19 protein-coding genes are annotated in these 23784 nt (G+C 48.8%); 3 read left to right on the top strand and 16 right to left on the bottom strand.

What is annotated here, in order from left to right; translation table 11 throughout:
• Positions 1-196: 196 nt before the first annotated feature.
• From DFR60_RS02845 to DFR60_RS02880, 8 genes are all read right to left on the bottom strand, one after another.
• Entirely contained in the window at positions 197-1486 is a 1290-nt protein-coding gene (locus DFR60_RS02845; protein WP_110321525.1) for an RNA-binding domain-containing protein, read from the bottom strand.
• 193 nt (positions 1487-1679) lie between these two features.
• The gene (locus tag DFR60_RS02850; RefSeq protein ID WP_110321526.1) at positions 1680-2633 is read right to left on the bottom strand and encodes an isocitrate lyase/PEP mutase family protein; all 954 of its coding nucleotides are present in this window, start codon (positions 2631-2633) and stop codon (positions 1680-1682) included.
• A gap of 42 nt (positions 2634-2675) precedes the next feature.
• Positions 2676-3674 (bottom strand): ABC transporter ATP-binding protein, encoded by a 999-nt coding sequence (locus DFR60_RS02855; RefSeq protein WP_341457901.1) that lies wholly within the window; start codon positions 3672-3674, stop codon positions 2676-2678.
• Positions 3671-4672 carry an ABC transporter ATP-binding protein gene (locus DFR60_RS02860; RefSeq protein WP_110321528.1) on the bottom strand — a complete coding sequence of 334 codons (1002 nt, stop codon included), beginning with the start codon at positions 4670-4672 and terminating at the stop codon, positions 3671-3673. Before DFR60_RS02860 ends, DFR60_RS02855 begins: the two co-directional genes overlap by 4 nt.
• The gene (locus DFR60_RS02865; RefSeq protein WP_207729859.1) at positions 4672-5526 is read right to left on the bottom strand and encodes an ABC transporter permease; all 855 of its coding nucleotides are present in this window, start codon (positions 5524-5526) and stop codon (positions 4672-4674) included. The genes DFR60_RS02860 and DFR60_RS02865 overlap by 1 nt, the downstream gene beginning before the upstream one ends.
• 3 nt (positions 5527-5529) lie before the next feature.
• Positions 5530-6498, bottom strand: a complete 969-nt coding sequence (locus DFR60_RS02870; RefSeq protein WP_110321529.1) for an ABC transporter permease — start codon at positions 6496-6498, stop codon at positions 5530-5532.
• A 12-nt stretch (positions 6499-6510) separates the two neighbouring features.
• Positions 6511-8169 carry an ABC transporter substrate-binding protein gene (locus DFR60_RS02875; RefSeq protein WP_110321530.1) on the bottom strand — a complete coding sequence of 553 codons (1659 nt, stop codon included), beginning with the start codon at positions 8167-8169 and terminating at the stop codon, positions 6511-6513.
• 54 nt (positions 8170-8223) lie between these two features.
• The gene (locus DFR60_RS02880) at positions 8224-8574 is read right to left on the bottom strand and encodes a cupin domain-containing protein (protein ID WP_110321531.1); all 351 of its coding nucleotides are present in this window, start codon (positions 8572-8574) and stop codon (positions 8224-8226) included.
• Between the two features lie 376 nt (positions 8575-8950).
• On the opposite strand from DFR60_RS02880, the gene DFR60_RS02885 reads away from it, so the two are divergent.
• A complete protein-coding gene (locus DFR60_RS02885) occupies positions 8951-9646 on the top strand; it encodes a GntR family transcriptional regulator (RefSeq protein ID WP_055659741.1) in 696 nt (231 codons plus the stop codon).
• A gap of 138 nt (positions 9647-9784) precedes the next feature.
• Here the strand turns inward: DFR60_RS02885 and DFR60_RS02890 are convergent, their stop codons facing one another.
• Positions 9785-10699 (bottom strand): AraC family transcriptional regulator, encoded by a 915-nt coding sequence (locus DFR60_RS02890; RefSeq protein WP_110321532.1) that lies wholly within the window; start codon positions 10697-10699, stop codon positions 9785-9787.
• Between the two features lie 71 nt (positions 10700-10770).
• Complete coding sequence (locus DFR60_RS02895; RefSeq protein ID WP_110321533.1) at positions 10771-11430, bottom strand: pentapeptide repeat-containing protein; 660 nt, start codon at positions 11428-11430, stop codon at positions 10771-10773.
• Between the two features lie 195 nt (positions 11431-11625).
• Between DFR60_RS02895 and DFR60_RS02900 the strand changes: the two genes are divergently transcribed.
• Positions 11626-12750, top strand: a complete 1125-nt coding sequence (locus DFR60_RS02900) for a C45 family autoproteolytic acyltransferase/hydrolase (protein WP_110321534.1) — start codon at positions 11626-11628, stop codon at positions 12748-12750.
• A 76-nt stretch (positions 12751-12826) separates the two neighbouring features.
• Positions 12827-13705 (top strand): AraC family transcriptional regulator, encoded by an 879-nt coding sequence (locus DFR60_RS02905; RefSeq protein ID WP_110321535.1) that lies wholly within the window; start codon positions 12827-12829, stop codon positions 13703-13705.
• Between the two features lie 39 nt (positions 13706-13744).
• Here DFR60_RS02905 and DFR60_RS02910 read toward each other — a convergent pair whose 3' ends face one another.
• From DFR60_RS02910 to DFR60_RS02935, 6 genes are all read right to left on the bottom strand, one after another.
• Positions 13745-15505: a glycoside hydrolase family 36 protein gene (locus DFR60_RS02910; protein WP_110321536.1), complete on the bottom strand. Its 1761-nt coding sequence runs from the start codon at positions 15503-15505 to the stop codon at positions 13745-13747.
• A gap of 117 nt (positions 15506-15622) precedes the next feature.
• Entirely contained in the window at positions 15623-18013 is a 2391-nt protein-coding gene (locus tag DFR60_RS02915) for a glycoside hydrolase family 31 protein (RefSeq protein WP_110321537.1), read from the bottom strand.
• Positions 18014-18092: 79 nt separating this feature from the next.
• Positions 18093-19862, bottom strand: coding sequence for a glucosidase family protein (locus DFR60_RS02920; RefSeq protein WP_110321538.1), 1770 nt, complete (start codon positions 19860-19862; stop codon positions 18093-18095).
• A gap of 8 nt (positions 19863-19870) precedes the next feature.
• Positions 19871-21595 carry an extracellular solute-binding protein gene (locus DFR60_RS02925; protein ID WP_110321539.1) on the bottom strand — a complete coding sequence of 575 codons (1725 nt, stop codon included), beginning with the start codon at positions 21593-21595 and terminating at the stop codon, positions 19871-19873.
• Positions 21596-21783: 188 nt separating this feature from the next.
• Positions 21784-22677 carry a carbohydrate ABC transporter permease gene (locus DFR60_RS02930; RefSeq protein WP_034535342.1) on the bottom strand — a complete coding sequence of 298 codons (894 nt, stop codon included), beginning with the start codon at positions 22675-22677 and terminating at the stop codon, positions 21784-21786.
• Between the two features lie 15 nt (positions 22678-22692).
• On the bottom strand, positions 22693-23625 hold the full coding sequence (locus tag DFR60_RS02935) for an ABC transporter permease subunit (protein WP_063828829.1): 933 nt from the start codon (positions 23623-23625) through the stop codon (positions 22693-22695).
• Between the last annotated feature and the right edge of the window lie 159 nt (positions 23626-23784).

The raw sequence follows: 23784 nt of genomic DNA on the forward strand, positions 1-23784 counted from the left end.
ATATTACATTCTGTGGGACACCATTGAATATCAAAAAAAGCACCGCAGCAAGGTCGTTAAGAAGACGCTGACGATTCCCGAATGGCTGAATAAAGCGTCATCGAATGCCGGTCTTAATTTCTCACAGATTCTTCGGGAGGCGTTATTAAAAAGGCTTCAGGCAAAGTGAAATTTGCCTGAAGCCATGACAAAACATTTATTTTTTTAATATATATCTGGTAGCTCTTGCATTGCCAATTACCTCAATTTTGTTCTGATTCAGCAGGGATTTAAGGACCTTCCTCGCAGGAAATCCAGAACAATTCAGTAGTTCTTCCACATCCTTTCGGTTTATTTCTTTTTTCTCACGCAGCAGCCTCAATACTTTATCTTCCGCCCCCATATCACTTATGGTTTGTACATTGTAATTTTGATTCGGAAGGATTGTTACAAAAGAAGACGCCTCCACCAAAAAACTGGGGGAAGAATTCTCGCTATAGCTTTGCATAATTCTCTGTATCCCAGTACCATAACTCTCCACCAGTTTCAGACGGTAAAAAATATTTGCCAACACCATATTTCTCGATTGGGATACACCGTGCAGAATATCCGCCAGTGTAATTCCCTTTACCAGGCCTCCAATTGATACAAACTCAATCCTGTCATCAAATATATTAATGATAATACTGCCAGAATAATCATAGTCCCGGTGCACAATCGCATTCAGCAGCGCTTCACGAATGGCATATTCAGGATAATCAAAGTGCTCCACCCGTTCCAATCCAATAAAATCAGCATGGACATTATTAATTAAACTAATATATTCATAAACATTTTCCAGTTGTTTAAATACAGAGCCGTAAAATTCCTTTCGTGTTTTAAATCTGGTTTTATCCATTCCTTCAAATACCGCGCATTTTATACTGTGTTCGCACTGATCCGATAAAAGCAGTGCCGTGTTGGTATAATATCCGTCAGAATCTATCAGGCCCAAAGTACGTTTATTCTCCTCTGTAAAAGATACTTTTTTTTCTTTAAAATAATTTTCTGCAAATTGAAAGGTTAAATCCTGATTTATGGAACGCACATGGTCATATGTGAGCCCATCACTCTGACGTATCATATCGCGTATCATTTCTTCACTCGCTGGTACAGAAACTACGCCATGCCTGACATAAACACCACTGGGCTTCAAACCTTTGTCGGTAAGGTGATACGGAGGTCTTCCACCTCGTGAAACAGTAACATGGATCATTTGTTTCGCGTCAATTTTTATCGTTTCTATCGTTGTAAACGGAATAAGATCTGGATGAATGCCATCATGGATCATACTGCTGATTCGTTCCATGTCTCTCTCACTGTTTTCTACTCCAACGACAGTTCCATCTTTCGCCACTCCTACATATATTTCTCCTCCATCCGTATTAGCAAAAGCGATGATCTCTTTTTTGAAATCATTATTTATTATTTCCTTCAATTCCAATCGACTGCTTTCTGAAAAAACCATTATACACCTTCCATGCTTTTTTCTTATTATATCACGATCAAATCGCGATTTCAATCGCGATAAATCGCGATAATTATCGTAATTCGTCTACTTTTTGTATTTACATCATAAATGTAATCGTTTCTTCACCATGTGCTATTTAAAAAGGCCTCAGGCAAAGTGAAACTCTGCCTGAAGCCCTAACTGCTCCACTCTATTTGTTTTTCTCTCTCAACTCCGCTTCATAAGCGATGTATTTCTTATCTCTCTCGATCCAGTCCTCCATCTTGAACGGCGTAAAGATATGGCCCATATCGTAGAACTCATCATTTTCTGTATAAACTGTATTTTTATTTTTAAAGTTCTCACTGAAGTATTCCATCATGCCCTTTGTCGCACCCTTCATGGCAGCATGATTGGATACAAGCTGGAATCCCCATTCCTCCATCTGTTCCAGGGTCGCGTCCGGAACTCCGTTTGTAGCGTGTACGTCCGGATAGAAATGGTAGCCCGGAACTTCTCTGGCAATTCTCCTGCACTCTTCTTCACAGCCAGCATGGCAGATATTCTGGATCATGGTAATTTCTGCTCCTGCTTCCACCCCCATCTTCGCACGAAGAATTGCTTCTTCCAGTCCCAGGCAGAATGGATTGTCAGCGATCGCCCCCGTCTGTGCAGCACCGCCGCCCTTGCAGTCCGTACGGGCAATAATCATGCAGTCGGTTCCCTTAACCGCATCTACCGCGGCGTGAACATTGGCGGCCCAAAGCTCTCTATCCATATATCCACGGCCATGTCCATAAAAATAGTCAACCGCTACCCCACCGGAAAGTGTATCCTCAATCGAGATTGCCATGGCTCCGGCCTCCGCCAGTCGCTTGCAGTTGCGATAAACCGCCAGTGGTGTTCCACCGCCGTTTTCTCCATCCACGATGACCGGAAGTGTTGTAGAACCTGCAATACGCTCCGTAGCCCAGATATACTCTTCCCAATTGTACAGCCCGGCAGGAATACCATTCATGGCAAATTCCAGCTCACAGCTGCTGATCAGGCACGCATTGTAGCCGCACTTCTCCACCACACGGGCAGAAACGCAGTCATAAATACACGGTGCCCAGATAAATTCCTTTGCTTCCAACAGCTGTCTGATTGATTTTTTTGCTGACATAATCCTTCTCCTTTTTCTTCTGTTAATTTATAGTTTCCTAAATCAGTTTTTATCCACATGATAACATGCCACATAGTGACCGTTCCCCACATCCTTGAGATCAGGAGGTGTTGTCCTGCACTTTTCAGAGGCATAAGGGCATCTCGGATGGAACGGGCAGCCGGAAGGTGCGTGAATCGGACTCGGTACCTCCCCCTTCAGCAGAATACGTTCCCTCTTCTGTTCCTCATAGTAATCCACGATTGGAATCGCGGACAAAAGCGCCTGCGAATATGGATGCATTGGATTTTTATAGAGTTCAACAGCTTCCATCATTTCCATTATCCGCCCCAGATACATAACCGCTATCACGTCAGCGATATGGCGGACCACAGCCAGATCGTGGGCAACAAAAATATACGTCAATCCCATTTCCCGTTGCAATTCTTTAAACAGGTTGATAATCTGCGCCTGAATGGAGACGTCCAAAGCTGATACCGGCTCATCGCAGATAATAATTTTAGGATCACAGGCCAACGCCCTCGCAATACCCAGACGCTGTCTCTGCCCGCCGCTCATCTCGTGGGGATACCGCTCCCCCATCTCCTCTGACAGACCAACCTTTACCAGAAGTTCATTCACCTTATTCTTGACCTCATCGGCTCCGTGATAGCCGCCCTCTTCCACCAGCACCTCCCGGATAATGGAAAATGCCTTCTGCCGTGGATCCAGCGAGCCAAACGGATCCTGAAATATCATTTGAATATCTCTTCTGCAATCCTTTAGATGACTCCGGTCCATAGTGATTAAATCCTGTCCCTCATAGAGGATTTTCCCCTCTGTGGGCTTGTTAATCTGTAAAATACATTTGCCGGTAGTCGTCTTACCACACCCCGACTCTCCCACAATTCCCAGGGTTTTTCCCTTTTCCACAGAAAAGGAGATATCATCAACGGCTTTTACCACGCCGCCAGTTTTTTTCATAAAACCTTTCGTAAGCGGGAAATACATCTTCAAATGTTCTACTTTAAGGATCGGCTCTTTTTTCATCTCTCTACTCACTCCCCGCCCTCCTTTATATCCAGATGGCATGCTGCAAAATGTCCACGCTCCCCCACTTCCTTAAATTCCGGATAGTTTGAATTTTTGCATTTATCACATGCATAGGGGCATCGCGGCATAAAACAACAGCCTTCCGGCAGCTTTGCAAGGTTGGGCGGCGCACCGTGAATCGGTATCAGATCCTGCTCCTTGTCATCGTCCAGCCTTGGAACTGCCTTAAGAAGCCCCATGGTATACGGATGTCTCGGCCTGGTGAGCAAGTCCTCCGTTGTTCCGCATTCCACAACCCGTCCCGCATACATAACGTAAATTCGCTTCGCATAGCGGGATACCAGTCCCAGATTATGGGTAACAACAATCAGAGACGTCTTATACTGTTTTACAACATTAAGCAGCAGTTCCATTACCTGAGCCTGCGTCGTCACATCCAGAGCAGTCGTCGGTTCATCCGCAATAATCAGCTTGGACCTGCATGCCACTGCAATCGCAATCAGCACACGCTGGCGCATTCCTCCGCTCATTTCAAACGGATAGTTTTTCATTCGTTCTTCAGGGTCCGGGATTCCTACGGCTTCCAAAGACTGTATCCCGATCTTCCATGCTTCTTTTTTACTGACCTTCATATGAGTGCGGATCACCTCTGAGAGCTGGTTTCCGACTGTAAAAACAGGATTCAGCGCGGTCATTGGTTCCTGAAAGATCATGGATATCTGTGCCCCCCGGACCGATCTCATATCTTTTGATTTTGGTTTGTACTCCAGCAGATTCTTGCCTTCAAACCAAACCTCTCCTCCCAGGATTTTCCCCGGTGGATCAGGAATCATCTGCATTACGGACATCTGCGTGACGGATTTTCCGCATCCGGACTCTCCTACGATAGCAATGACCTCTTCTCTGTCCACATGGTACGATACACCCCCGACCGCTTTGACCTCACCGGAAGGAGTAAAAAAAGATACTTTTAAATCTTTTACATCCAATAATCTGTTCTCTTCCATCACAGTTTCCCCCTTAATCTAGGATCCAGCGCATCTCTTAAGCCGTCACCAATAATGTTAAAGGCCACCACGATCAGCGTGATACAGACACCGGGAAGCAGTGCCAGCATAGGGTTGGTGAACAGGTAAGAATATCCGTCCGACACCATATTTCCCCAGGAAGCCGTCGGCATCTGAATACCGATTCCCAGAAAGCTCAGCGTAGATTCCAGCATGATGGCAGAGCCTAAATTTGTGGCAAACATGACAATCATGGAAGGAAAACTGTTTGGCAGCAAATGCTTTAATATAATCTTGTAGCTCTTTATATCGGCCAGCCGAAGCGCTACGATGTAATCACTTTCCTTAATAGAAAGCACGATTCCATACATAAGCCTTGTAAATCCCGGAATCAGACCAAAACTGATAGCAAATATCAGCCCCCCCAATCCGTGGCCGGCGACCAGGCCGATGACAATAGTAAACAGAAGTGGTGGAATAGAAAGCTGAATATCCACATACCTCATAATAATAAGCGCTGCCGCCTTTTCATAATAACCTGCCAACAGCCCAAGCAACATTCCGATGATGGCCGCAGCAAGACAGGAAAACACGCTGGCCAGCAGGGAAATTCTGGCGCCATACAGAAGTCTTGTAAAAACATCTCGCCCGTAGGCGTCAGTACCAAAAATATGGCCGTTCCCTGATGCTTTAAGCGCATTGTTCAACTCGATAGCATTCGGATCGTAGCGGCCAATCACAGGAGCAAACACTGCGCCGGCAATGAATACAAATGCAATCACTACGGAAATCTTGATGATGATTCCCCGGCTGAAAAAGGTTCTTAAGAATGATTTTATTTTCGTATTCTTCAAGCGTTATCTCCCCTTTCCACCGGTTAACCGGATTCTCGGATCTACCAGGCCATAAGAAATATCCAATATCAGATTACAGACCACTACAAAAAGTGAAATCACAAAAACTGTTGCCTGTACGACGAGGTAATCCTTATTCATAACTGATACCATGATCAGACGTCCCATGCCCGCAATGGAAAATACCTGCTCTCCCAGAAGAGAACCGCCTACCAGTGACCGAACCTGAAGCGCAATCAACGTAATAACCGGAATCAGTGAATTCTTCAGGGCATGTTTATATTTGACTGAACTTTCAGACAGCCCGTTGGCTCGGGCCGTCCGTATGTAATCCTGGTTTATTACCTCCAGCATATTTGTCCGGACCTGCCTCGCAATGGAAGACAGCGGCCCAAAAGCCATGATGGTGACAGGCATGACTGCCTTTGCCACATATTGTCCAAAATCCTCAAAGGGGCTTGTATATCCCATTAACGGAAGCCATCCCAGTTTTACTCCGAAAAAGTACATCATCATGATACCAATCCAGAACACCGGAATTCCATTCATCGTGGTCATTAGAACCGTCATGATCTGGTCCAGGGCAGAGCCACGGTGCACCGCACACAACACACCGATCAGAATTCCCAGAACCAGTGAAATAATCAGTGCTGGAATCGTCAGTGACAATGTGACCGGGATGCGGGTTGCCAGAATCTCTCCAATATCCTGATTCAGCACAAGCGAAGTCCCAAAATCACCGCGAAGTGCATTTCTCAGCCAGAGTGTATACTGTACGACAAGAGGCTTGTCTAAATTGAGTTCCGTTCGTGTTGCCTCTACAATCGCTTCATCAGCCTCCGCGCCCAGCATGGCACGAACCGGATCGCCGGGCGTCATCTGCATGATTAGAAAAGCAAATATGGAAATGGCAAATACGGTAACAATCGACAACAAAACCTTCTTGACAATAAACGTAATGTAAGAGTTCATTGTCTGTCTCCTTTATTTAAAGTAAATACCCGTAAAATCCGGGAAGTTATCATTATTGGCGAAGCAGTGGGCATCTACCAGATCCTTGTTCATCATGGTCACATACGCCTCACTCATAACCACCGGATAGCCCAGACAGTAGTCGTCGATAATCATTTCCTGAGCCTGGAACTCGTATTTTAACATCTCCGCCGTATCAGATGCCTGCAAAGCACTCATGATCGCATTGTCTAAATCATCCGGATGCAGCTTGCATTCCTTCAGCATCCCAACGCCTTCCCTTGCTCGTTTGGAGAAGTTGGAAACCTGCTGATTAACTAAGTTCGCGCCAAATCCATGGCCTGCGAGAATCATACCCTCGTCAATATCGTAAATTCCCTTGGAGGTCCAGATTGCCGTTTCCTGCTCTTCAATATTAAGCGTAATTCCGACTTCCTTTAAATATCCCTGGATTGCTACAAGATAGCTGGTCAGCGCCTGATCCACTCCCGCGTAAACCGTTGTTGTAAACCCATTTTCATAACCTGCTTCCTTAAGAAGTTCCTTTGCCTTCACTGCATCATATCCATATCCTTTGACTGCGTCATTATAGAAAGGAGTTCCCTCTACCGCATATTCCTTTGACACAAAGGTAATGCCAAAATCAACGTTTTCAGCAATACTCTGAGAATCAATAGCATAGCTGATTGCCTGTCTCACTTTTACGTCCGCTAACGGAGAACCTTCCACATCACTGGCAAAGATCAGGAAATAAATACGGTAATTCATCTTATTTGCCGCTCTTTCAAATCCGGCCTTCATCATGGTGTTCTGGAAAGAGGTGCTTCCACCGAAATATGCGTTGATATCCCCATTTAACAGCGCCGCCTGAGCACTCATCTCATCGGCAATAACCTTCGTTTCTACACTATCTAAATATACAGTCGCATCTTTATTCCAATAGTTCTCGTTTTTCTTAAAGGTCTTGGAATCGTCATTTACCCACTTGTCAAGTACATAAGGACCGGTTCCTACCGGATTCTGCATACACCATTCTTCACCGTTCTCGTCAAACGCTTTCTTTGAATACATAAGCCCTGGTACACTGTTTAAAGAATACGGTATCTGGCTGTTCCACTCATTCAAATGAATGACTACCGTATAATCACCTGTTTTTTCAAATGAATCGACGCTTCCAAAATGAGTGCTGGAAGTCTGGGATTTTTCCTTGAAATTCTCGAAGTTCCATAACAGAACATCTGCATCCAGGTGTGAGCCATCTGAAAAATACACATCATCACGAAGTGTTACAGTATAAGTAAGATTCTCCTTATCTCCTTCCAGAGATTTGGCTAAATAACCAACCGGATTTCCTGCATCATCCAGTTTAATCAGCGGTTCATAAACCAATCCCCAGGTCACAGTCTCCTGATTGCTTCTGATACGCCATGCGGCGGCCGTCATACACTCTACACTCATCCCCATTTTTAGTGTGCCGCCTTCTTTCGGCTGTCCGGCCGCATCTGTCTGTGCCTCAGTCTGTACGGTCGTATCCGTCTCCGGCTTTGCCTGTTCTTCCTTTGTTGTCTGACCTTCGGGACCCGTGGTTGTCGTACTGCCGCTGTTTCCCCCGCATGCGGTCAAAGAAAATGCCATTGCTGCTGCCAGTAATACTGCTGTAAATTTTTTCATATGTGTGTACTTCCTTCCCCTTTTCCTTTATTGGAATATTTTGTTCACATGTTTTTACTGGAACAGAATCAGTGCAATCACTTCCAGCGGTTCTTCCCCCACCGCATCCAGACCGTGTCCTTCTCCTGCACCGGTAAAAGTTACATCACCCGGCTTCACAATCTGAACTGTTCCATTGTCATTAAATCGGCCCGTTCCCTTCAGAATGTAATAGGTCTCGGATTCCTTCTCGTGGATGTGATAACCAATCCCTGATCCCGGCATTACCGTGGTATGACCGAAGAAACGCCCCTTATCATACATTTCCTCCGGCACCTTCAACAGCTCTTTGCAGGAAATTGTCCCTGGGCCATTAAAAGGACTGGGCTTTTGTTCTGTAACCAACTCTTCCGCTCTCTTAACCATCTCTCAGCTGCTTCCCCCTTTCTCTTCTCTGATCTTAACGAGTTACATTTCCATAGTTTTATAGCCTGCGCATTAATGCATACTTGATATATATCTGTAGTATACAACAAGATTATTTTGTTTTCAATGCTCAAATAGTAGATATACAAGCAATATTTTTGTGCATTTTTTACATATTATCATTTTTGTTCTTTGATATATTATCATTTAAAACAATCTCATACGTTCATTATAGAAGATAAACCACTATAAAGCTCCTGTAAAATAATGGTAATTTTTAAAATATTCCTCTTAAATAATGCTTGTTGTTTTTTCTTAACCGTTGTATAATATACTTATTGTATACTTTGCACCCAAAGAATAGGAGCGTAAAACCATGGCAGCAAACAATCGGGATTTAAAAAATAAAGCTTACGAAACGATAAAGGAGAGGTTACTGGACTGTACCTACGAGCCGGGAACGCTGCTTAACGAGGCTCGCCTTGCCGAAGATCTGGGATTCAGCCGCACTCCTGTCCGTGAAGCCATCAGCAGGCTGGAATCAGATGGATTTGTAAAGATCATGCCTAAGAAGGGCATTTACGTATCAGATATTTTACTGAGCGATGTACTGCAGATTTTTCAGACCAGAATAGAGATCGAGCCGGTTGCTCTCCGTATGGCTGCCCCTTATCTGCCGGAGAGCGAACTGATCCAGTTCCGCGGAAAGTTTCTGGAGGACTTCGAGGATATTCCCAACAGCTTCCGTCTGGACACTGCCATGCATTTATTTATCATTGAATACTGCGGAAACCGTTACATTATTGATATGATGCACAGAGTTTTTGATGATAATACGAGAGTTATTATTGCCAGCAAGCAGAACCGGGTACAGATCCATGATGCAAGAGAAGAACATATGGAAATTCTCGATGCACTGCTGGAAAAGGACGTTGATAAGGCCCAGTCTCTTATGAAAACGCATGTGGAGTCCTGCCGCCGGGCTGCTCTCGATTACTTCTATTCGCTTCAGGCTTATAATACGACTCCGCCAGAGACTTATAAGAAGCAGCTAAAAGACTGGAGCAGTTAAAAGACTTTCGCAGTTAAAAAACTGAGATTAATAGGATTTGAGAAAGAGACGCAGACTCAGTATACACACAAAAAAGTCAAAAATAGGAAGGGCGGGCTGCATATTGCCGCCCGTTCTTCCTATTTACGACGAATTTTATCAAGTATCTGCCTTCACCGGCATCATATAATCAATCACGACTTTTTCTCCCCTCGCAAACGGTTCCGAATAACGCTCATGGGTATAAATCTCACACCAGTAAAAGTTGTCAAAGTCAATGGTTCCGCCTGTTTTCTCAATCGCTTCCGTAATCAGCAAGTAAGCGGAATCAAGGATTTCCGCCACATTGCTGCCCTCAATCTGAACATAAGCCGCCCGGCCTTTGGGTATGTGTTTTACAAACAGTCCCTCTGGTATATCCGTCTGCATCCGGACAAAGTCGCCTATCACTATCTTAAAATTCATTCTGTCGCTAAAGTCGTACATAAGTCCAATTCCGTCATTTTCATCTATGTCATCACAGCATTTGACGTCCGTCAGCCTGTCCAGTTTTTCAATCGTATCTCCCTGAAAGAATTCCTGCCATACAAAGCCGGCGTCGGAAAAGCTGGTTTCCCGGGGCAGGCCCACCATGAGCCGTCCGGGCGTTTCCTTATAAATGATGCGTTTCATTTCAGCCATAATACGCTTTCCTCCTACAAATCTCATATCTGAGAAATTGATCGGAAGATAATCATTTAGCCGGGCATTTTTCATTCTGGCCTGTGAAGGCGTAATCCCATGGTGCTCCTTAAAGGCACGGGAAAAAGAGGAATGAGACTGAAAACCATATTTTACCGCTGCGTCAAGAACAGAAATATCCGTATTTTTAAGCTCGTATCCGGCCAGTGTCAGTCTTCGTTTTCTTACATAATCAGAAATGCTGATCCCCGAGATAAAATTAAAAATACGCTGAAACAACGCGGCCGGACTCATGGCTATTCTGGATATTTCATGATAATCGATTTCACAGCCATCAGGAATTATTTTTTCCAAATACAGGATTACGTCATTGAATGTTTTGCTGCTGTTCATAATTACCTCCGTCACTCCATATATTATCAAATTTACCGGCCGTTTTCTTTACATTTCGCGTACGGATTATGTCACTTTATGACTATCCCCAGCCGCTTCGCCAGTTCCGCCGCCTGGTATAAATCCATGACCGCCCCCCGCACCTCAGAACACTCATCGGAAAGCACCAGCCCCTTGATATCGCAGGTGGTAAAGTCCATTCCTTTAAGGGGAGTCTTAAAAAAGCTGGCATTCTGAAGCCTGACCTGACTGAACGTAACGCCTTTGCACTTGCACTGCGCGAAATTACCATTTTCTAAATCGGCATCTTCCACCCGGAAAGATTCCAGCTTCGAATCGTCTAAATTCAAATACTGCATACTGCAGTCCGTGATCGTCACATCCTTTAAGCTGCTCTCTGTCATCCTGGCCCCCGTCCCCTTTGACCGCTGAAATGACACCCGTCTGAGAAAGCTGTCGCGGAACAGACAGTTGGAAAAGTTACAGGAGATAAACATCACATCGCTGAATTCCGCCTTTTCAAAATTACACCTCTCAAAACTGCAGTTTTCAAACTTTACTCTGGAAAAACACAGGCCGGAAAAATCTTCCTCCTGCGCAGTCATATTCTTTAAATATGCATTCTGGATCCGCTCGTCCTCTTCCCTGCTTTGATGAAGAAACTCCGTCTCCTCCGACACAAGTTCATATACTTCGGGCAGCCACGGCTCCGCCAGTTTAATTCCCGCCATACGCTTATTCCTTCCTTTCTGACACGTTCTGAATTGCACGATGCTCATAGTATATCATAAACACAACATTCGCAAAAGACCTGACTGCTTCCGCATACTCATACTCCAGTAATTCCCGCAGGAAATGTCAAGATTATATTTCTTATTTACGTTAAGATCATCTCATCAATCATCCAACACAGGAGGTATTCATTTATGAAATCAATCACAACACGAACGCTGGAACTGAAAGGAAGCAGTTATGAGATCGGACAGGCGCTGGGACGCATGGCAGCCTCCATTCCTCCGATGAAGAATTACTATACATCCGGATATGAAAACTTCGGTGAAGCCGAAGCCAGGCAGGCGGAAACGCTGTTTGCCCGTTGGTGCCCGGGACTCAATGAGGAGCTTTCCGGTTTCGCCGGCGAACTGAACGTCCCTCTGGAATCTGTCATCTATTATGCCATGACCTATTTAAAGCCTAACTGCAGTCACTTAGCCCTGCTGCCGTCCAAATCCTCGAACGGACACCCGCTTATTGCACGCAACTATGAATTCAACGACGAACTGGAGGATTTCCAGTTGATTAAAACCAGTGTGGAAGGGAAATATACGCATATGGGCACCAGTGTCTTAAGCTTTGGACGGGAGGATGGCTTCAATGACCAGGGGCTGGCCGTCACCATGAGCTCCTGCGGATTTCCGGTCGGCGCCGACAAATGTATGCGCCGGCCTGCATTGGAGGGCCTGCAGTACTGGGCGGTTATCCGATCGCTTCTGGAAAACTGCCGCGATACCAGGGAGGCGCTCCTCTTTTTAAAGGGCATGCCCATCGCCTACAATCTCAATCTGATTCTGCTGGACCGTTCCGGAAATGGCGCCCTGGTAGAAACACTGGATGGCAGAATGGCGGTCCGTCAGCTGGATGAAACCTCCCCGCTTTCCTACACCCACGCCGCCAACCATGCCGTAATCCATGAACTGGCATCCTTAGAACCGGAGGCCATGGTTCATTCCCTGAAGCGGTATGACTATATTAAGAGCATTGCAGACAGCGCGGAAACACTCACGGTCAGCCAGTTAAAATCCATGCTTCTGGCTCCCTATCCAAACGGGCTGTGCTGCCGTTTCTATCAGGATTTCTTTGGCACAACAAAAAGCATGATCATCGACCCGATGGATGGTATAATAGAATTATGCTGGGGTGGACGGGCAGAAAACGGCTGGCATACGTACCGGCTGAGCGATCCGCTCCCCGCTTCGGAAGAAGTGATCTCCATCTCCTGTGAACCCGCGGCTCCGGATATGTTCCGTTTCGTCCCGAATCCATTCGCATAACCTTAAAATTCAGCCAGATTGTACCAACATACGCTGTCTACTCGTGCCGCCTGACCTGGCAGAAAGGAGCCTGACCATGGACTATTTAAAAGCGCTGGAACGCGCTATCCTCTACATCGAAAATCATCTGGGCGAAGACATCAAAGTCGAAGACGCGGCTGCCGCGGCCGGATACTCCTACTACCACTTTACCCGGCAGTTTAATGCCCTGCTGGGTGAAAGTGTGGGCAGTTACATCCGGAAGCGGCGGATCGCCAAAGCCGCCAAGGAGCTGCTCTATACGGACAAGCGGATCCTCGATATCGCTTTAGACTGCGGATTCGAGTCTGCGGAAAGCTTCAGCCGCGCCTTTAAGTCGCTTTACCTCACCAGCCCGGTCTCCTACCGGAAGAACCGGCTCGATCTGTTCATCGGATCCAAGCCGCAGCTGGAGGGCGAACGCCTCGCCCACATCACGAAGAACCTGACGGTCCATCCCGTCATTGTGGAACTGCCCGATATCATGGCCGCCGGTCTGCGCGGCAGCACCACGCTGAACGATAACGTGCTGCCCGGCCTCTGGGCTGCCTTTATGGAAATGTCTCAACAGATTCCCCACCAGATACCCGGCGGGAGAGGCTTCGGCATCTGCGAAGCCTGCGGCCAGGGCAACACGCTCTACAGCATGAATGGGGATGTTCTCTTCTCAGAGGTCGCAGCGGTAGAGGTGAGCAGCTTTGACGGCCTCCCTGCGCCATTTGTTCCAAAGATCATAAAAGGAGGGCGCTACGCGGTGTTCACACACACCGGCAGCCTCTCCCTCCTTCAGGACAGCTATTCTTATATCTGGGGCACCTGGTTTCTCGGAACGAATGAGAAACTGGATGCGCGGGAAGATTTTGAAGTATACGATCAGCGCTTTTCAGGATATGACAACCCGGAATCCCAGATTGATCTCTATATCCCAATTCTCTAGTACTGCATTACACAATGCAGTACCAGCACCTCGCCGCGCTCATCTCCAGCGCAGCTCACACAGACCGCACGCGGGCATGGACAGCCTTACAAGGCTCTCTCCCCCGTTCCACTCCATGGTCTCCGTCACTTCACCGCGGCAGTTTTTCACGGTAACCGACACCGCCCTTTCCGGATCCAGAATCAGTATTTGCTCCTGGGCGTGCAGGGCGTTGACAAAGTAAGTGATTTCCTTCTTCCCAGCCGGACGGATCACTCTTCCCGCGGAATAGTGAACCAGAATCTCCTCCGTTTCATTTTCCACGCTCACCTCCGGATAGAGGTTTTCCGGCTCCTTCGCATGGATCACAGTCGTCTGCAGCAGTGCTCTGTGCTGTCTCATGAAATCCAGCCAGAACCGGAGCATCTCCGTAATCCCATCTTCCAGATCCGCCAGGCGGACCGATATCTGGGGAACACCAAACAGACAGCTTAAAACCTGTATGGCTGCGGCCTCCGGGGTCTCCCCACGGTTCCACATCAGCATATCCGAATGGACGGCGCTGTGTCCGCAAAGGAGCCGCAGATCCGCACAGCCGACCCGGTTGGTCACCGGAGAACAGGGGCAGTCCGCGACGCGGAACATATTTCCATACCTGCGCATGTTGGGTCCGATGTAGCGCTGCCGGAATTCAATCAGCAGATTCTCGTTTTCCTTCCGCAGGGTCTCCCGCACGCTGGTCATAAACACGTCCAGCGCCTCCTGGATATCCCCGTAATCCATTCCATCCTTCCACACAGGAGTGCCCTCTCTTATATAAAACTCATCGATAAAATCCAGCTTCAGCCCATCTAAATCCCATTCCCGGACAGCTTTTAAATAGACTGCCAGCAAATACTCCCGTACCTCCGGATAACGCAGATCCAGAACTCCGGCATGCTGCCGCTCGTCGTAGCAGAGCAGTTTATCGGAGAAACGGTCCCAGCAGCCTGTGTTCTTTCCCACAAACGGCACGGAAAACCACAGCATATACTTGATCCCCATGGCGTGGACCCGCCGTATATGCTCTGGAAAATCCGGAAATTTCCCAGGCTCGGGTGCCCAGTCCCCGCAGAACGCGTATCCACGGTTATTATCCCCGGTCTGCCAGCCGTCGTCCACGATAATCGTATCAAAGCCCATTTCCGCAGCGCGCTCCGCCTCTTCCTCAACAATAGCGGCGTTGATATCCTGATGCCAGGAGTACCAGAAAGAGTACACCGGCTCTCTGGCCGCGTCCGGCACCTCCATGACAGGCGGCATTGCCTCCTCCCACCACTGCCTCACCTGATCCAGCGTATCCCAGTACGGAGCATCTTCCTGCGACTCCCACAGCCGGAAGGAATATCCCGCGCTCAGCTTCTGCGGGCTCAGAACGAACCGGATCTTAACGGCCATCTGGCCGTCTTCCTCATGCACTCCGGCATTCATATTCACTTCCTGGCACAGCTCCGAAGCTGCGATCGTATGCCTGTTCCTGCTTTCGGAATTGAAGAAACAGACGACAGGAGCCGAGACGGCTGTCATGGACGCCACCGGCCTCTCCCAATCCGCCTTCAGCGCCCGGTCGGCACGGCAGTTCGGATGCCACCGTCCGCAAATGTCGAGAATGGGAAAGGAATAACGGATTTCAACGGCAGTTCCCATATCCGAAATACGGTCTGACTGAAGCTGAAACTCCGTAACTGTCCTTCCTTCCCCCTTTTCTGTCACCGAAGCGGTACAGGATACAGCCGCCTCCGAAATCACCTCAAATTCACCAATCTTCAAAATACCTTCCATCTCTCTTCTCCTTTCAGTCTGCCTGCTGTGTGTCTGTATCAAACGCTTACAGCCCGGCGTCCCTGTCAAGGGGGCGCCGGGCATAATGTCTGATGTGTATGCGCGGGGAAACGCATTTTAGTTTTCATCGCTGAACAGTATTTCCGCCAGCGCCCCCACCAGTACCGCATTTTCCTCTATGCTCTGTATAGTCAGAAGCGCGCCGCCACTCTGTTTCTTTACCGCCTCTAATATCGCTTCCTTCTTATCATATGAAATCTGCGCCCTGTTTAAAATCTCGAATGCCTGATCTGCCCGGTCCATAGAGGCCATCTTCATATCGCTTCCAAATCGCACTTCTATGGTTTTTACGGAAGGGATTCCCGGAAGCTCCAGAGTCAGATTTTTTCTCACCTCATCGTAGGAGACAACCGCGTCCATGCGCTCTCCTTCGACGGTCACTACCGGAACCACATACTCCACATTCCGGAAATTCAGCTTCCACGAACGCATTTCCGGAACCGCGCTCCGATAGCCTTCGACACCGCCGATTACGAAACGGGTAAGCGGGCTCCACTCCAGAGAAAGCCGCGTTGCTGCCCACCTGTCATCATTTTCCCCATCTGTCTCTGTTCTCCCGTCGTCTTCCCATACGTTGAAACAGCCGTCCGCACCAGGGAAAATATCGACTGCCATGCAGTTCGGATTTCCTGTGCCTCCCATCCTGTCAAGGCTTCTGGGAATGATCGCTCCCGCCTTTGCAAGCACCGGCATCTGCTCTAAGGTGCGATAAAGCATCATCTGTTTTCCGCCCTGATATATCCGGGAATTCTGATAATCAAACCAGATTCCAGCCGGAATCCAGGCTTTCACGCCCGCCATATCCGCCTCTGGTTCCATCCGCTCCGTAATGGGCACAGCCAGCAGTTCCGAACCGAAATAATATTCATTCGGGAACTCATAGGCCTCCTTCTGTTCCGGCTCCTCCCAGTACAGCGGCCGAACCAGAGGACACCCCTCGAAGCTGGCCCGGCGGTTCGCGGTATAGAGATAGGGGATCAGTTCATGACGGAGCCGCAAAAAGTCTCCCATAATCATCTCGGCCCGCTTATTGAAATTCCAGGGTTCCTTACCGCTGAACGGATTGGAGGTGCTGTGAAGCCGATTGATTGGTGAAAATACGCCGAGCTGCACCCAGCGCGCCGCCAGTTCATCATCCCTGGCCCCCATCATGTGTCCTCCGATGTCATGACTCCACCATCCATATCCTACGTTGCTTGCCGCAGCCGTAAAATACGGCTGAAACTGAAGACTCTCCCAGCTTATGATGGTGTCCCCGGAAAATCCGACGGGATACCGATGGCTGCCAATTCCCGCATACCGGGAAAATGTAAGACCCGCGCCGCCCGCCCGTGTGCTGTCCAAATAGTGGTAATGGTTCAGCATCCAGAGCGGATCCAGACCGGGAATCCTGGTTTTCTTCCCTTGCTGCCAGTCCACCCACCAGAAATCGACGCCGTCCTCTTCCATCGGATGGTGCAGCACATCGAAGTACGCCTCCAGAAACGCCCGGTCCGTCACGTCGAACTCCACCGCTGTCCCGCCTGCCGGGTCGATTCCCAGCGCCTCCGCCATTCGCGGATACGCCTCCTCATGAGCGCGCACCCCGTCCGCCGGATGGACATTCAAGGTAACCTTCAGCCCCTGTTCATGGAGCCACGCCAGAAACTCCGGCGGATCGGGGAACAGCTCCCGGTTCCAGGTATATCCGGTCCATCCGTTCCCATATTTCGGCGGAATATCGACCAGATGCCAGTCCATATCGATGACTGCCACGGAAAATGGGATCTGCTCTCTTTGAAAGCGCACCATCAGCCTCTTATACTCCTCTTCCGTATATCTATGGTACCGGCTCCACCAGTTTCCAAGCGCCCAACGCGGAAGCAGAGGCGTATTCCCGCACAGCCTGTAAAAATCGCGGATACATTCCTGATAGCGGCGGCCATAACCGAAGAAGTAGAAATCCAGCCCATCTCCTCCGCGCGGCGTAACCCAGCCGTCCTCTCCAATGACCATGGAACCGCTGTCATCAATCACAGTCCAGCCGTCTCTGGAAATCATCCCGTGCTCCAGAGGAATCGCGCCATCCACCTCATCCAGCGTGCGCGCAGTTCCTCCCAGATCCTTGCTCTCGTCTCCCCAGCGCCATAAGCGGCTTTCTCCCGTCTTCGGATCAACGATCGTTCGTATGCTTAATCCGTCTTCAGCAAACGTCCCGCCCCGGTAACGCAGCTGCAAAAACTCCGTAGTAATCGTCAGGAAACCGCCGTTCCATGCGGCTTCATATTTCGGAACCGTAAATTCCCGGTTCATCACGATCTGCGTGGCCCGGTCCTCAAAGATACCGTTTTCGCTGTACTCCATACGAATCAGTGAGGACGTCAATACGGTGAAACGGCAGTTCGGCCCCTGTACAATGGCACGTTCCCTGCAGGCCGGATTTCCATATCTTTTTATATCTCTTACCATGTGATCTCCTTATTTCAGAAAAGCCGTACAGGTATCTGTACAGCTTTCCCTTTTTATTAAAAAATGCTCTGGTTTTCCATTAATTCACGCCGCACGTATAGGACCAGGTCTCATTTTCTCCCAGCTTCACCAGCCGTTCCTCATTTTTCCATTTTACCAGCAGTGACCGCTCTTGAGCAAGCAGATTTTTCACGAAAATGGTATTTCCCGCCACCGTATATTCAATGCCGTACTGCGGATTTTCCAGCCTCACTCTTCCGTCTCCGGCGAGCATCGGCTCTATCTCTAAATCAGCCTGAAGCGCAAACCGCACACCCGCGTACCCGGCGATCAGATTCCAGATAAATACGCAGGGATACTCGTAATAATGGGCCGCTCCGTGCCAGTTTTTCTCACTGAGATAGTAAAAGTAATTCATGTCATACCGTTCTCCCATCCGGTATTCGTCCATCCTGGCCTGACGGCAGACCGCCAAAAGCTGTTGTTCCAGAATATCAGTTCTTCCCTTTTCTCTCCAGTAGGCAAAATCCCAGCACCAGTATCTGGCGGCCGCACAGAGGTCATACGGGCCTCCCGAACCGATCTCCGACTCTGTATAATCTGAAATTCTGGCGGAAACGAAGCTGGGGAAACGCTGGAACTCCTCAAAACACGCCTCCATCAGACGGTCCACCCCCTGCTCCTGATCCGGATTCGTATAATGAAACAGCGCCGGAAGCTCATTTGCCAGAAGGTGGATATGGTCATGGGACACCGAATTTCTGTCCACCCAGTCGATAAACCGCTTCTTCGACGCATCCCAGAAGCCGGTGGGAAGCGCCTGCACCAGGGCATCCTTCAGCAGGCCCGATACGGCCCGGTAATGCGCCTCCTGTTTATCCCGTTTTAAGACCGCTTCCAGCCCGGCCATGATTTCAAATGATCTGGCCGCAAGCGCCTGGGCCATACATTCCCGACCGTCCTTGATCACCTGATCCTCGTAATAAACGTCGGACCACAGCCGGCCCTGTCGGTCGATACAGCTCTCCACAAGGGACAGGGAGTTTTCCAGCCCCTCGATATGGCCGCGAAGCCAGTCATCGTCTTTAACAGCGGCGTAATAAAAGCATGCAGATTCAATGATTTCGATATTCCCGGTCACGAGAAACATCTCCGCGTTCTCCGAGTTATCCAGGCTGTTCCGCCTGACATGGTACTCTCTGGCTCCGTTCGGCTGAATGGCACACGGATCACGGAACGCCTGCTCCGGGTCCTCCGCCATCAGCTTAAGCTGCAGTTCCATCATGCGCCTTACCACAGCCAGATCCAGTTCATCCGCCATGGCCAGGCGTCCCTTGATCTGGAATTCATGGTCCACATCCGGGTACGTTCCCGCATAGGCGCCCTTCTGAAGCGTACTCACCACGTAACCATCGCTGTTGGAATACGATTTCGCCCTCGTCCGTTCCACCACAGAGGGCAGAAGCGTTTCCCAGTAAAAATGGTAATACGTATCCCGGAAGATATCCCCATTTTCGAAGTCCAGCTCCATGGAATTCCCCATCACATCACAGTGCGGCGGGCCGTCAAATTCTTTCCATGCCAGCTGGGATATAGCATCCCCTATATCTGCTGAAACGGTCACCTCCATTTCATCTGCACTTATGTGAACCTGAAATGGCTCTTTCGATGTCACCTCATAGGAGCGGTACTTCCCCTGCCCATGGAAGGGCAGGATAAAGCACCGGGTAACGGGCGGGAACTCCACCGCGCCGTCGTAATTATGGATCAGATACGGATCTCCCTCTTCCCTGCTGATGCAGTAAATGAGTGGTCTGATTCCGCCGCAGGTAATCTTTTTCTCAGTCATAATCCCTCTTATTTTGTCTTATTCTTATACTCTTCCGTCCAATAAGCTTCCACCTTATTCATCCCCAGCTCATCGATCTTCTGAATGAATTCCTGGTACACGGACTCAAAGTCCTCGGTAAAGATCATTTTTACGGAATACTGCTGCAGGAGGCTGAACGCTTTCTGTCTGATAATTCCCTCTTCAGATTCCGGTGACGGGTCCTGAATATCCAGTTCCGGACGGAATTCCACATACTTTCCGAACTGTTCATTGAATTTGTTCATTCTCTCATCCTGGTCGTTCCACCACGGCAGGTTCCACAACAGCTCGTTGCAGGCAATCCAATACTCGCCCAGTCCATTTCTGGAGGCAACACCGCCCCAGTCCGCGTTCTTATCCTTCACATACTCTTCCAGCAGAACCGGTTTTCCATCTATCATATGCCACTGGGCGCCTGCTACCGCGTCCTGATACGTATCGCCTTCAATGCCCCATGATACGTCGCTGTGTCCTTCTACAGATGCCAGATATTCCAGGAAACGGATCGCTCTCTCAGGGTCCTTGCAGGTCTTCGGAATCACGGTCGCCAGCCAGCCGGCTCCCGTTCTGATCTGTCCGTATGTCTCAAACGGAGGCAGAATCTCGTAGGTAGTATCCGGGTTGTCTCCGGGCACCTTCTCGCCGTCGGAGATCGTCCAGCAGTAGGAAATCACATCGCCCTGCTCAATCTTAGCCTTTCCTACATCCTTGGTGTCAATGAACGGATCTTTTGTCAGAATTCCTTCCAGATACATCTCATTTAAATACTTCATCGGTTCTTTGAACTTGTCGTCGCGGACCACCCACTGGATTCCCCCGTCCTTCTCTGAGAAGTCGGTGCTCAGCCCCATCTGGATGCCATAGTGGGAAAGCTTCGCGCTCTTTCCGAACTCATCGGCGGACATGCTTCCATCGGCGGGATAAAAACCGATTTTATCCGGATGGTTTTCCTTCATCTGCTTAACAGCGGCGATGAATTCGGTCATATTCCTGATCTCCGGACGGCCAATCTCATCGTAGTAATCTTTTCTCACCGTAATAATTGGCTGGTTCGTTCCCACGATCTGATCGTACTCTCTCGCGGCCTTCTGCCATGCTTCACCCTGAATCCATGTGGTAAACTGATACGTCTTCCCATCCGCCATCTGATAGTTGCTTAAGATTTCCTTTGGAAGAATTTCACGCATCTTCGGCGCATACTGGTCGATCAGCTCGTCGAGCGACCACAGCATCCCCGCCTCGGCCATCTTCTTTAAGGCCGCGTCATTTTTGTCCAGAGTCAGGATATCGGGCAGCTGATTGCCGGCGATCATCATGTTCAGCTTCTGGCCGTCGTCAACTACGGGTTTCATAAAGTTTAAATCAACGCCTGTCTTCGCGGTCACACGCTCTGCCGTGGCATCGTTCCAGTCCAGCGAAAACCAGGAGAAGTTGGCGTAATACCCTAATTCTATGGGCGAGGTGTCTTCTTTCCATTCCAAATCTTCCGGATCCTCCTGCCAGCCGATTCTCTCCCAATCCATCTCAGACTGGAAGTTCGATGCAGCCGCCTCCGGCGCCTGTGTCTGCGGTTCTGCTTCCGTCGTATCCGCTGCCGCAGTCCCCGCTGTGGTCTCCTTAACCGTACTCTGGCCGCCCCCGCAGCCTCCCAGCATACCTGCTACCATTGCAGAGCACACCATGCATGATAATACACGTTTCAACTTTCTCATATTCCTTCTCTCCTTTATGTATGGTTATTGATTTACATTGCTTTCGTGCATCTTCTTGTTTTCGAAATGCACGAAAACAAGAAGCCCGGGCGTTCCGCCCTATGACAGTTTGTATTGAAAAGCGCTTATACAAGCAAGCTTGTAACACACTTTTCGATACAAACTGCCGCACTGCTGAATGGGTACGCTTATTCTTTCACCGCTCCCAGCATCATTCCCTTTAAGAAGAACTTCTGGACGAAGGGATAAATAATCGTTACCGGAAGAATAGACACGATTAACATCGCATACCGGACCGACTCCATGGTGGTACTGCTCTGCGACGGCACGGCGATCATCTTCTGCAGCGTCTGCTGCGCCTCAGCCAGAGACATGGCCCGCATCAGGACGGCCGGCAGTGTCATCAGGCTCTCGTTCTGGATAAAGAACGCCGGGTGAAACCAGTCGTTCCAGTGCCAGACCCCCACAAACAGCGATACCGTGGCAATCACCGGCGTTGACAGCGGTATGATGATCTTAAACAGGATCGTAAAATATCCCGCTCCATCCATCTGCGCCGATTCCTCCAGCGCCGCCGGCAGTTCCCTGAAAAATGATATAAACAGGATGATATAGTAAAACTGAAAAATGTTAGGCAGGATATAGACCCAGAAGGAATCCAAAAGCCGCATCTCCCGGTAAAGGAGATAGGACTGCACCACTCCGGCTGAAAAATACAGCGTTATGACGCCCATAATCATATAGACCTTCCGCCCCTTTAAGTTATCCTTGGACAGAGCATACGCCGCCATGGCCATACAGAAAACGGCCAGTACCGTTCCCACAATACTTCTGAGCATCGTCATAATAAAGGCCGGATAGATCGCCTTGTTCTGGAAAACGATCTTGTAATTCTCCAGGGAGAATTTTCTCGGCCAGAAGTAAAGCGCCTGTTTCGCCGCATCCTTGCCGTCATTAAACGAATAGATCAGACAGTAATAAACCGGATATACGGTCACGATCAGAACCAGAATACACAATACAGCAGTAACGATATTAATGATTCTGTCCTCTCTCGATCTTCCTAATTTCATTCGAAGCATATCGTCACCCTCCCGTTAAAAGACGCTCTTTCCAAATACTTTTTTTGATATTTTGTTGGCGGTCAGAAGAAGCGTCACCGAAAGTACGGACAGAATCAGATTCCCCGCCGCCGCAAAGGAAAACCTCAGCTGGTTTAAGCCTTCATCGACAATGAATTTCTGGATTACATAGGATTTCGAATAGTTAAAGGCATTTCCCAGCAAATACGACTGGTTGAAGTTGGAAGCCACCGGTCCGCCGCTCAGTAAGTTTCCGCAGTTCATAACGAAAAGGACTCCGGCCGTCCATGCGATAGACGGAAGCGTGATCTGTGTGATCCGTTTTAGACGCCCGGCGCCGTCCACGGCCGCCGCTTCGTAGATATCCTGGTTGATGCCCGCGATAGCCGCCAGATAAATAATCGCATTCCAGCCGCTCTCCTGCCAGCAGTCGATCCACACGCCGATCCACCAGAAATACTTGGAATCCGCCAGGAATTCGATGGGCATATCCGTAATATGAAGTCTCATCAGAATATCATTGATCAGTCCCTTGCTGTCCAGAAACACGATCCAGAGCGTCGCTACAATGACGTAGGACAGGAAATGCGGTAAGTAGCTTCCCGTCTGGGTTGCCTTCTTCAGCCACTTGAACGGCACCTCATTGATAATGAGCGCCAGCAGAAGCGGCGATGTAAACGTAAAGAAGAACTTCAGGAAACTCATTCCCAACGTATTTTTCATGGCGAGATAGAAGCTCTCGCTGGAGAACAGCTCCTTAAAATACTTCATTCCGGCAAATGCGTGGCCGAAGAATCCGTCGGTCAGCGAGTAATCCAGAAAAGCATTTGCCAGTCCCATGACCGGGATATAGGAAAAAATAAAAAAGAAAACCATGGCAGGAATCACCATTAACTGCAGTTGAAACTGCCTCTTTCCCACCCTCTTTTTTTTCGGTAACTTTTTCATAGACACATACCAAGCCTCCTCCATCTGACGTTTTTTCACGTTGCAAAACTAAAAAAACGCTTTATAATTGAATATTGGGAACATTCCCGTTTGCCATACAGCATACCTTACCAGGTGCTCATAGTACACCTGCTCACTAAGCTCGTGAAATACCTCGCT

The organism is Hungatella effluvii (genome assembly GCF_003201875.1).
Classification (GTDB): domain Bacteria; phylum Bacillota; class Clostridia; order Lachnospirales; family Lachnospiraceae; genus Hungatella; species Hungatella effluvii.

Bases quoted from the DNA above. Each gene is read 5' to 3' on its own strand.
- DFR60_RS02845 (WP_110321525.1), bottom strand. From the start codon at position 1,486: ATGGTTTTTTCAGAAAGCAGTCGATTGGAATTGAAGGAAATAATAAAT.
- DFR60_RS02915 (WP_110321537.1), bottom strand. From the start codon at position 18,013: ATGGTAAGAGATATAAAAAGATATGGAAATCCGGCCTGCAGGGAACGT.
- DFR60_RS02935 (WP_063828829.1), bottom strand. From the start codon at position 23,625: ATGAAAAAGTTACCGAAAAAAAAGAGGGTGGGAAAGAGGCAGTTTCAA.
- DFR60_RS02880 (WP_110321531.1), bottom strand. From the start codon at position 8,574: ATGGTTAAGAGAGCGGAAGAGTTGGTTACAGAACAAAAGCCCAGTCCT.
- DFR60_RS02875 (WP_110321530.1), bottom strand. From the start codon at position 8,169: ATGAAAAAATTTACAGCAGTATTACTGGCAGCAGCAATGGCATTTTCT.
- DFR60_RS02900 (WP_110321534.1), top strand. From the start codon at position 11,626: ATGAAATCAATCACAACACGAACGCTGGAACTGAAAGGAAGCAGTTAT.
- DFR60_RS02910 (WP_110321536.1), bottom strand. From the start codon at position 15,505: ATGGAAGGTATTTTGAAGATTGGTGAATTTGAGGTGATTTCGGAGGCG.
- DFR60_RS02885 (WP_055659741.1), top strand. From the start codon at position 8,951: ATGGCAGCAAACAATCGGGATTTAAAAAATAAAGCTTACGAAACGATA.
- DFR60_RS02920 (WP_110321538.1), bottom strand. From the start codon at position 19,862: ATGACTGAGAAAAAGATTACCTGCGGCGGAATCAGACCACTCATTTAC.
- DFR60_RS02925 (WP_110321539.1), bottom strand. From the start codon at position 21,595: ATGAGAAAGTTGAAACGTGTATTATCATGCATGGTGTGCTCTGCAATG.
- DFR60_RS02850 (WP_110321526.1), bottom strand. From the start codon at position 2,633: ATGTCAGCAAAAAAATCAATCAGACAGCTGTTGGAAGCAAAGGAATTT.
- DFR60_RS02905 (WP_110321535.1), top strand. From the start codon at position 12,827: ATGGACTATTTAAAAGCGCTGGAACGCGCTATCCTCTACATCGAAAAT.
- DFR60_RS02860 (WP_110321528.1), bottom strand. From the start codon at position 4,672: ATGGAAGAGAACAGATTATTGGATGTAAAAGATTTAAAAGTATCTTTT.
- DFR60_RS02930 (WP_034535342.1), bottom strand. From the start codon at position 22,677: ATGCTTCGAATGAAATTAGGAAGATCGAGAGAGGACAGAATCATTAAT.
- DFR60_RS02890 (WP_110321532.1), bottom strand. From the start codon at position 10,699: ATGAACAGCAGCAAAACATTCAATGACGTAATCCTGTATTTGGAAAAA.
- DFR60_RS02870 (WP_110321529.1), bottom strand. From the start codon at position 6,498: ATGAACTCTTACATTACGTTTATTGTCAAGAAGGTTTTGTTGTCGATT.
- DFR60_RS02895 (WP_110321533.1), bottom strand. From the start codon at position 11,430: ATGGCGGGAATTAAACTGGCGGAGCCGTGGCTGCCCGAAGTATATGAA.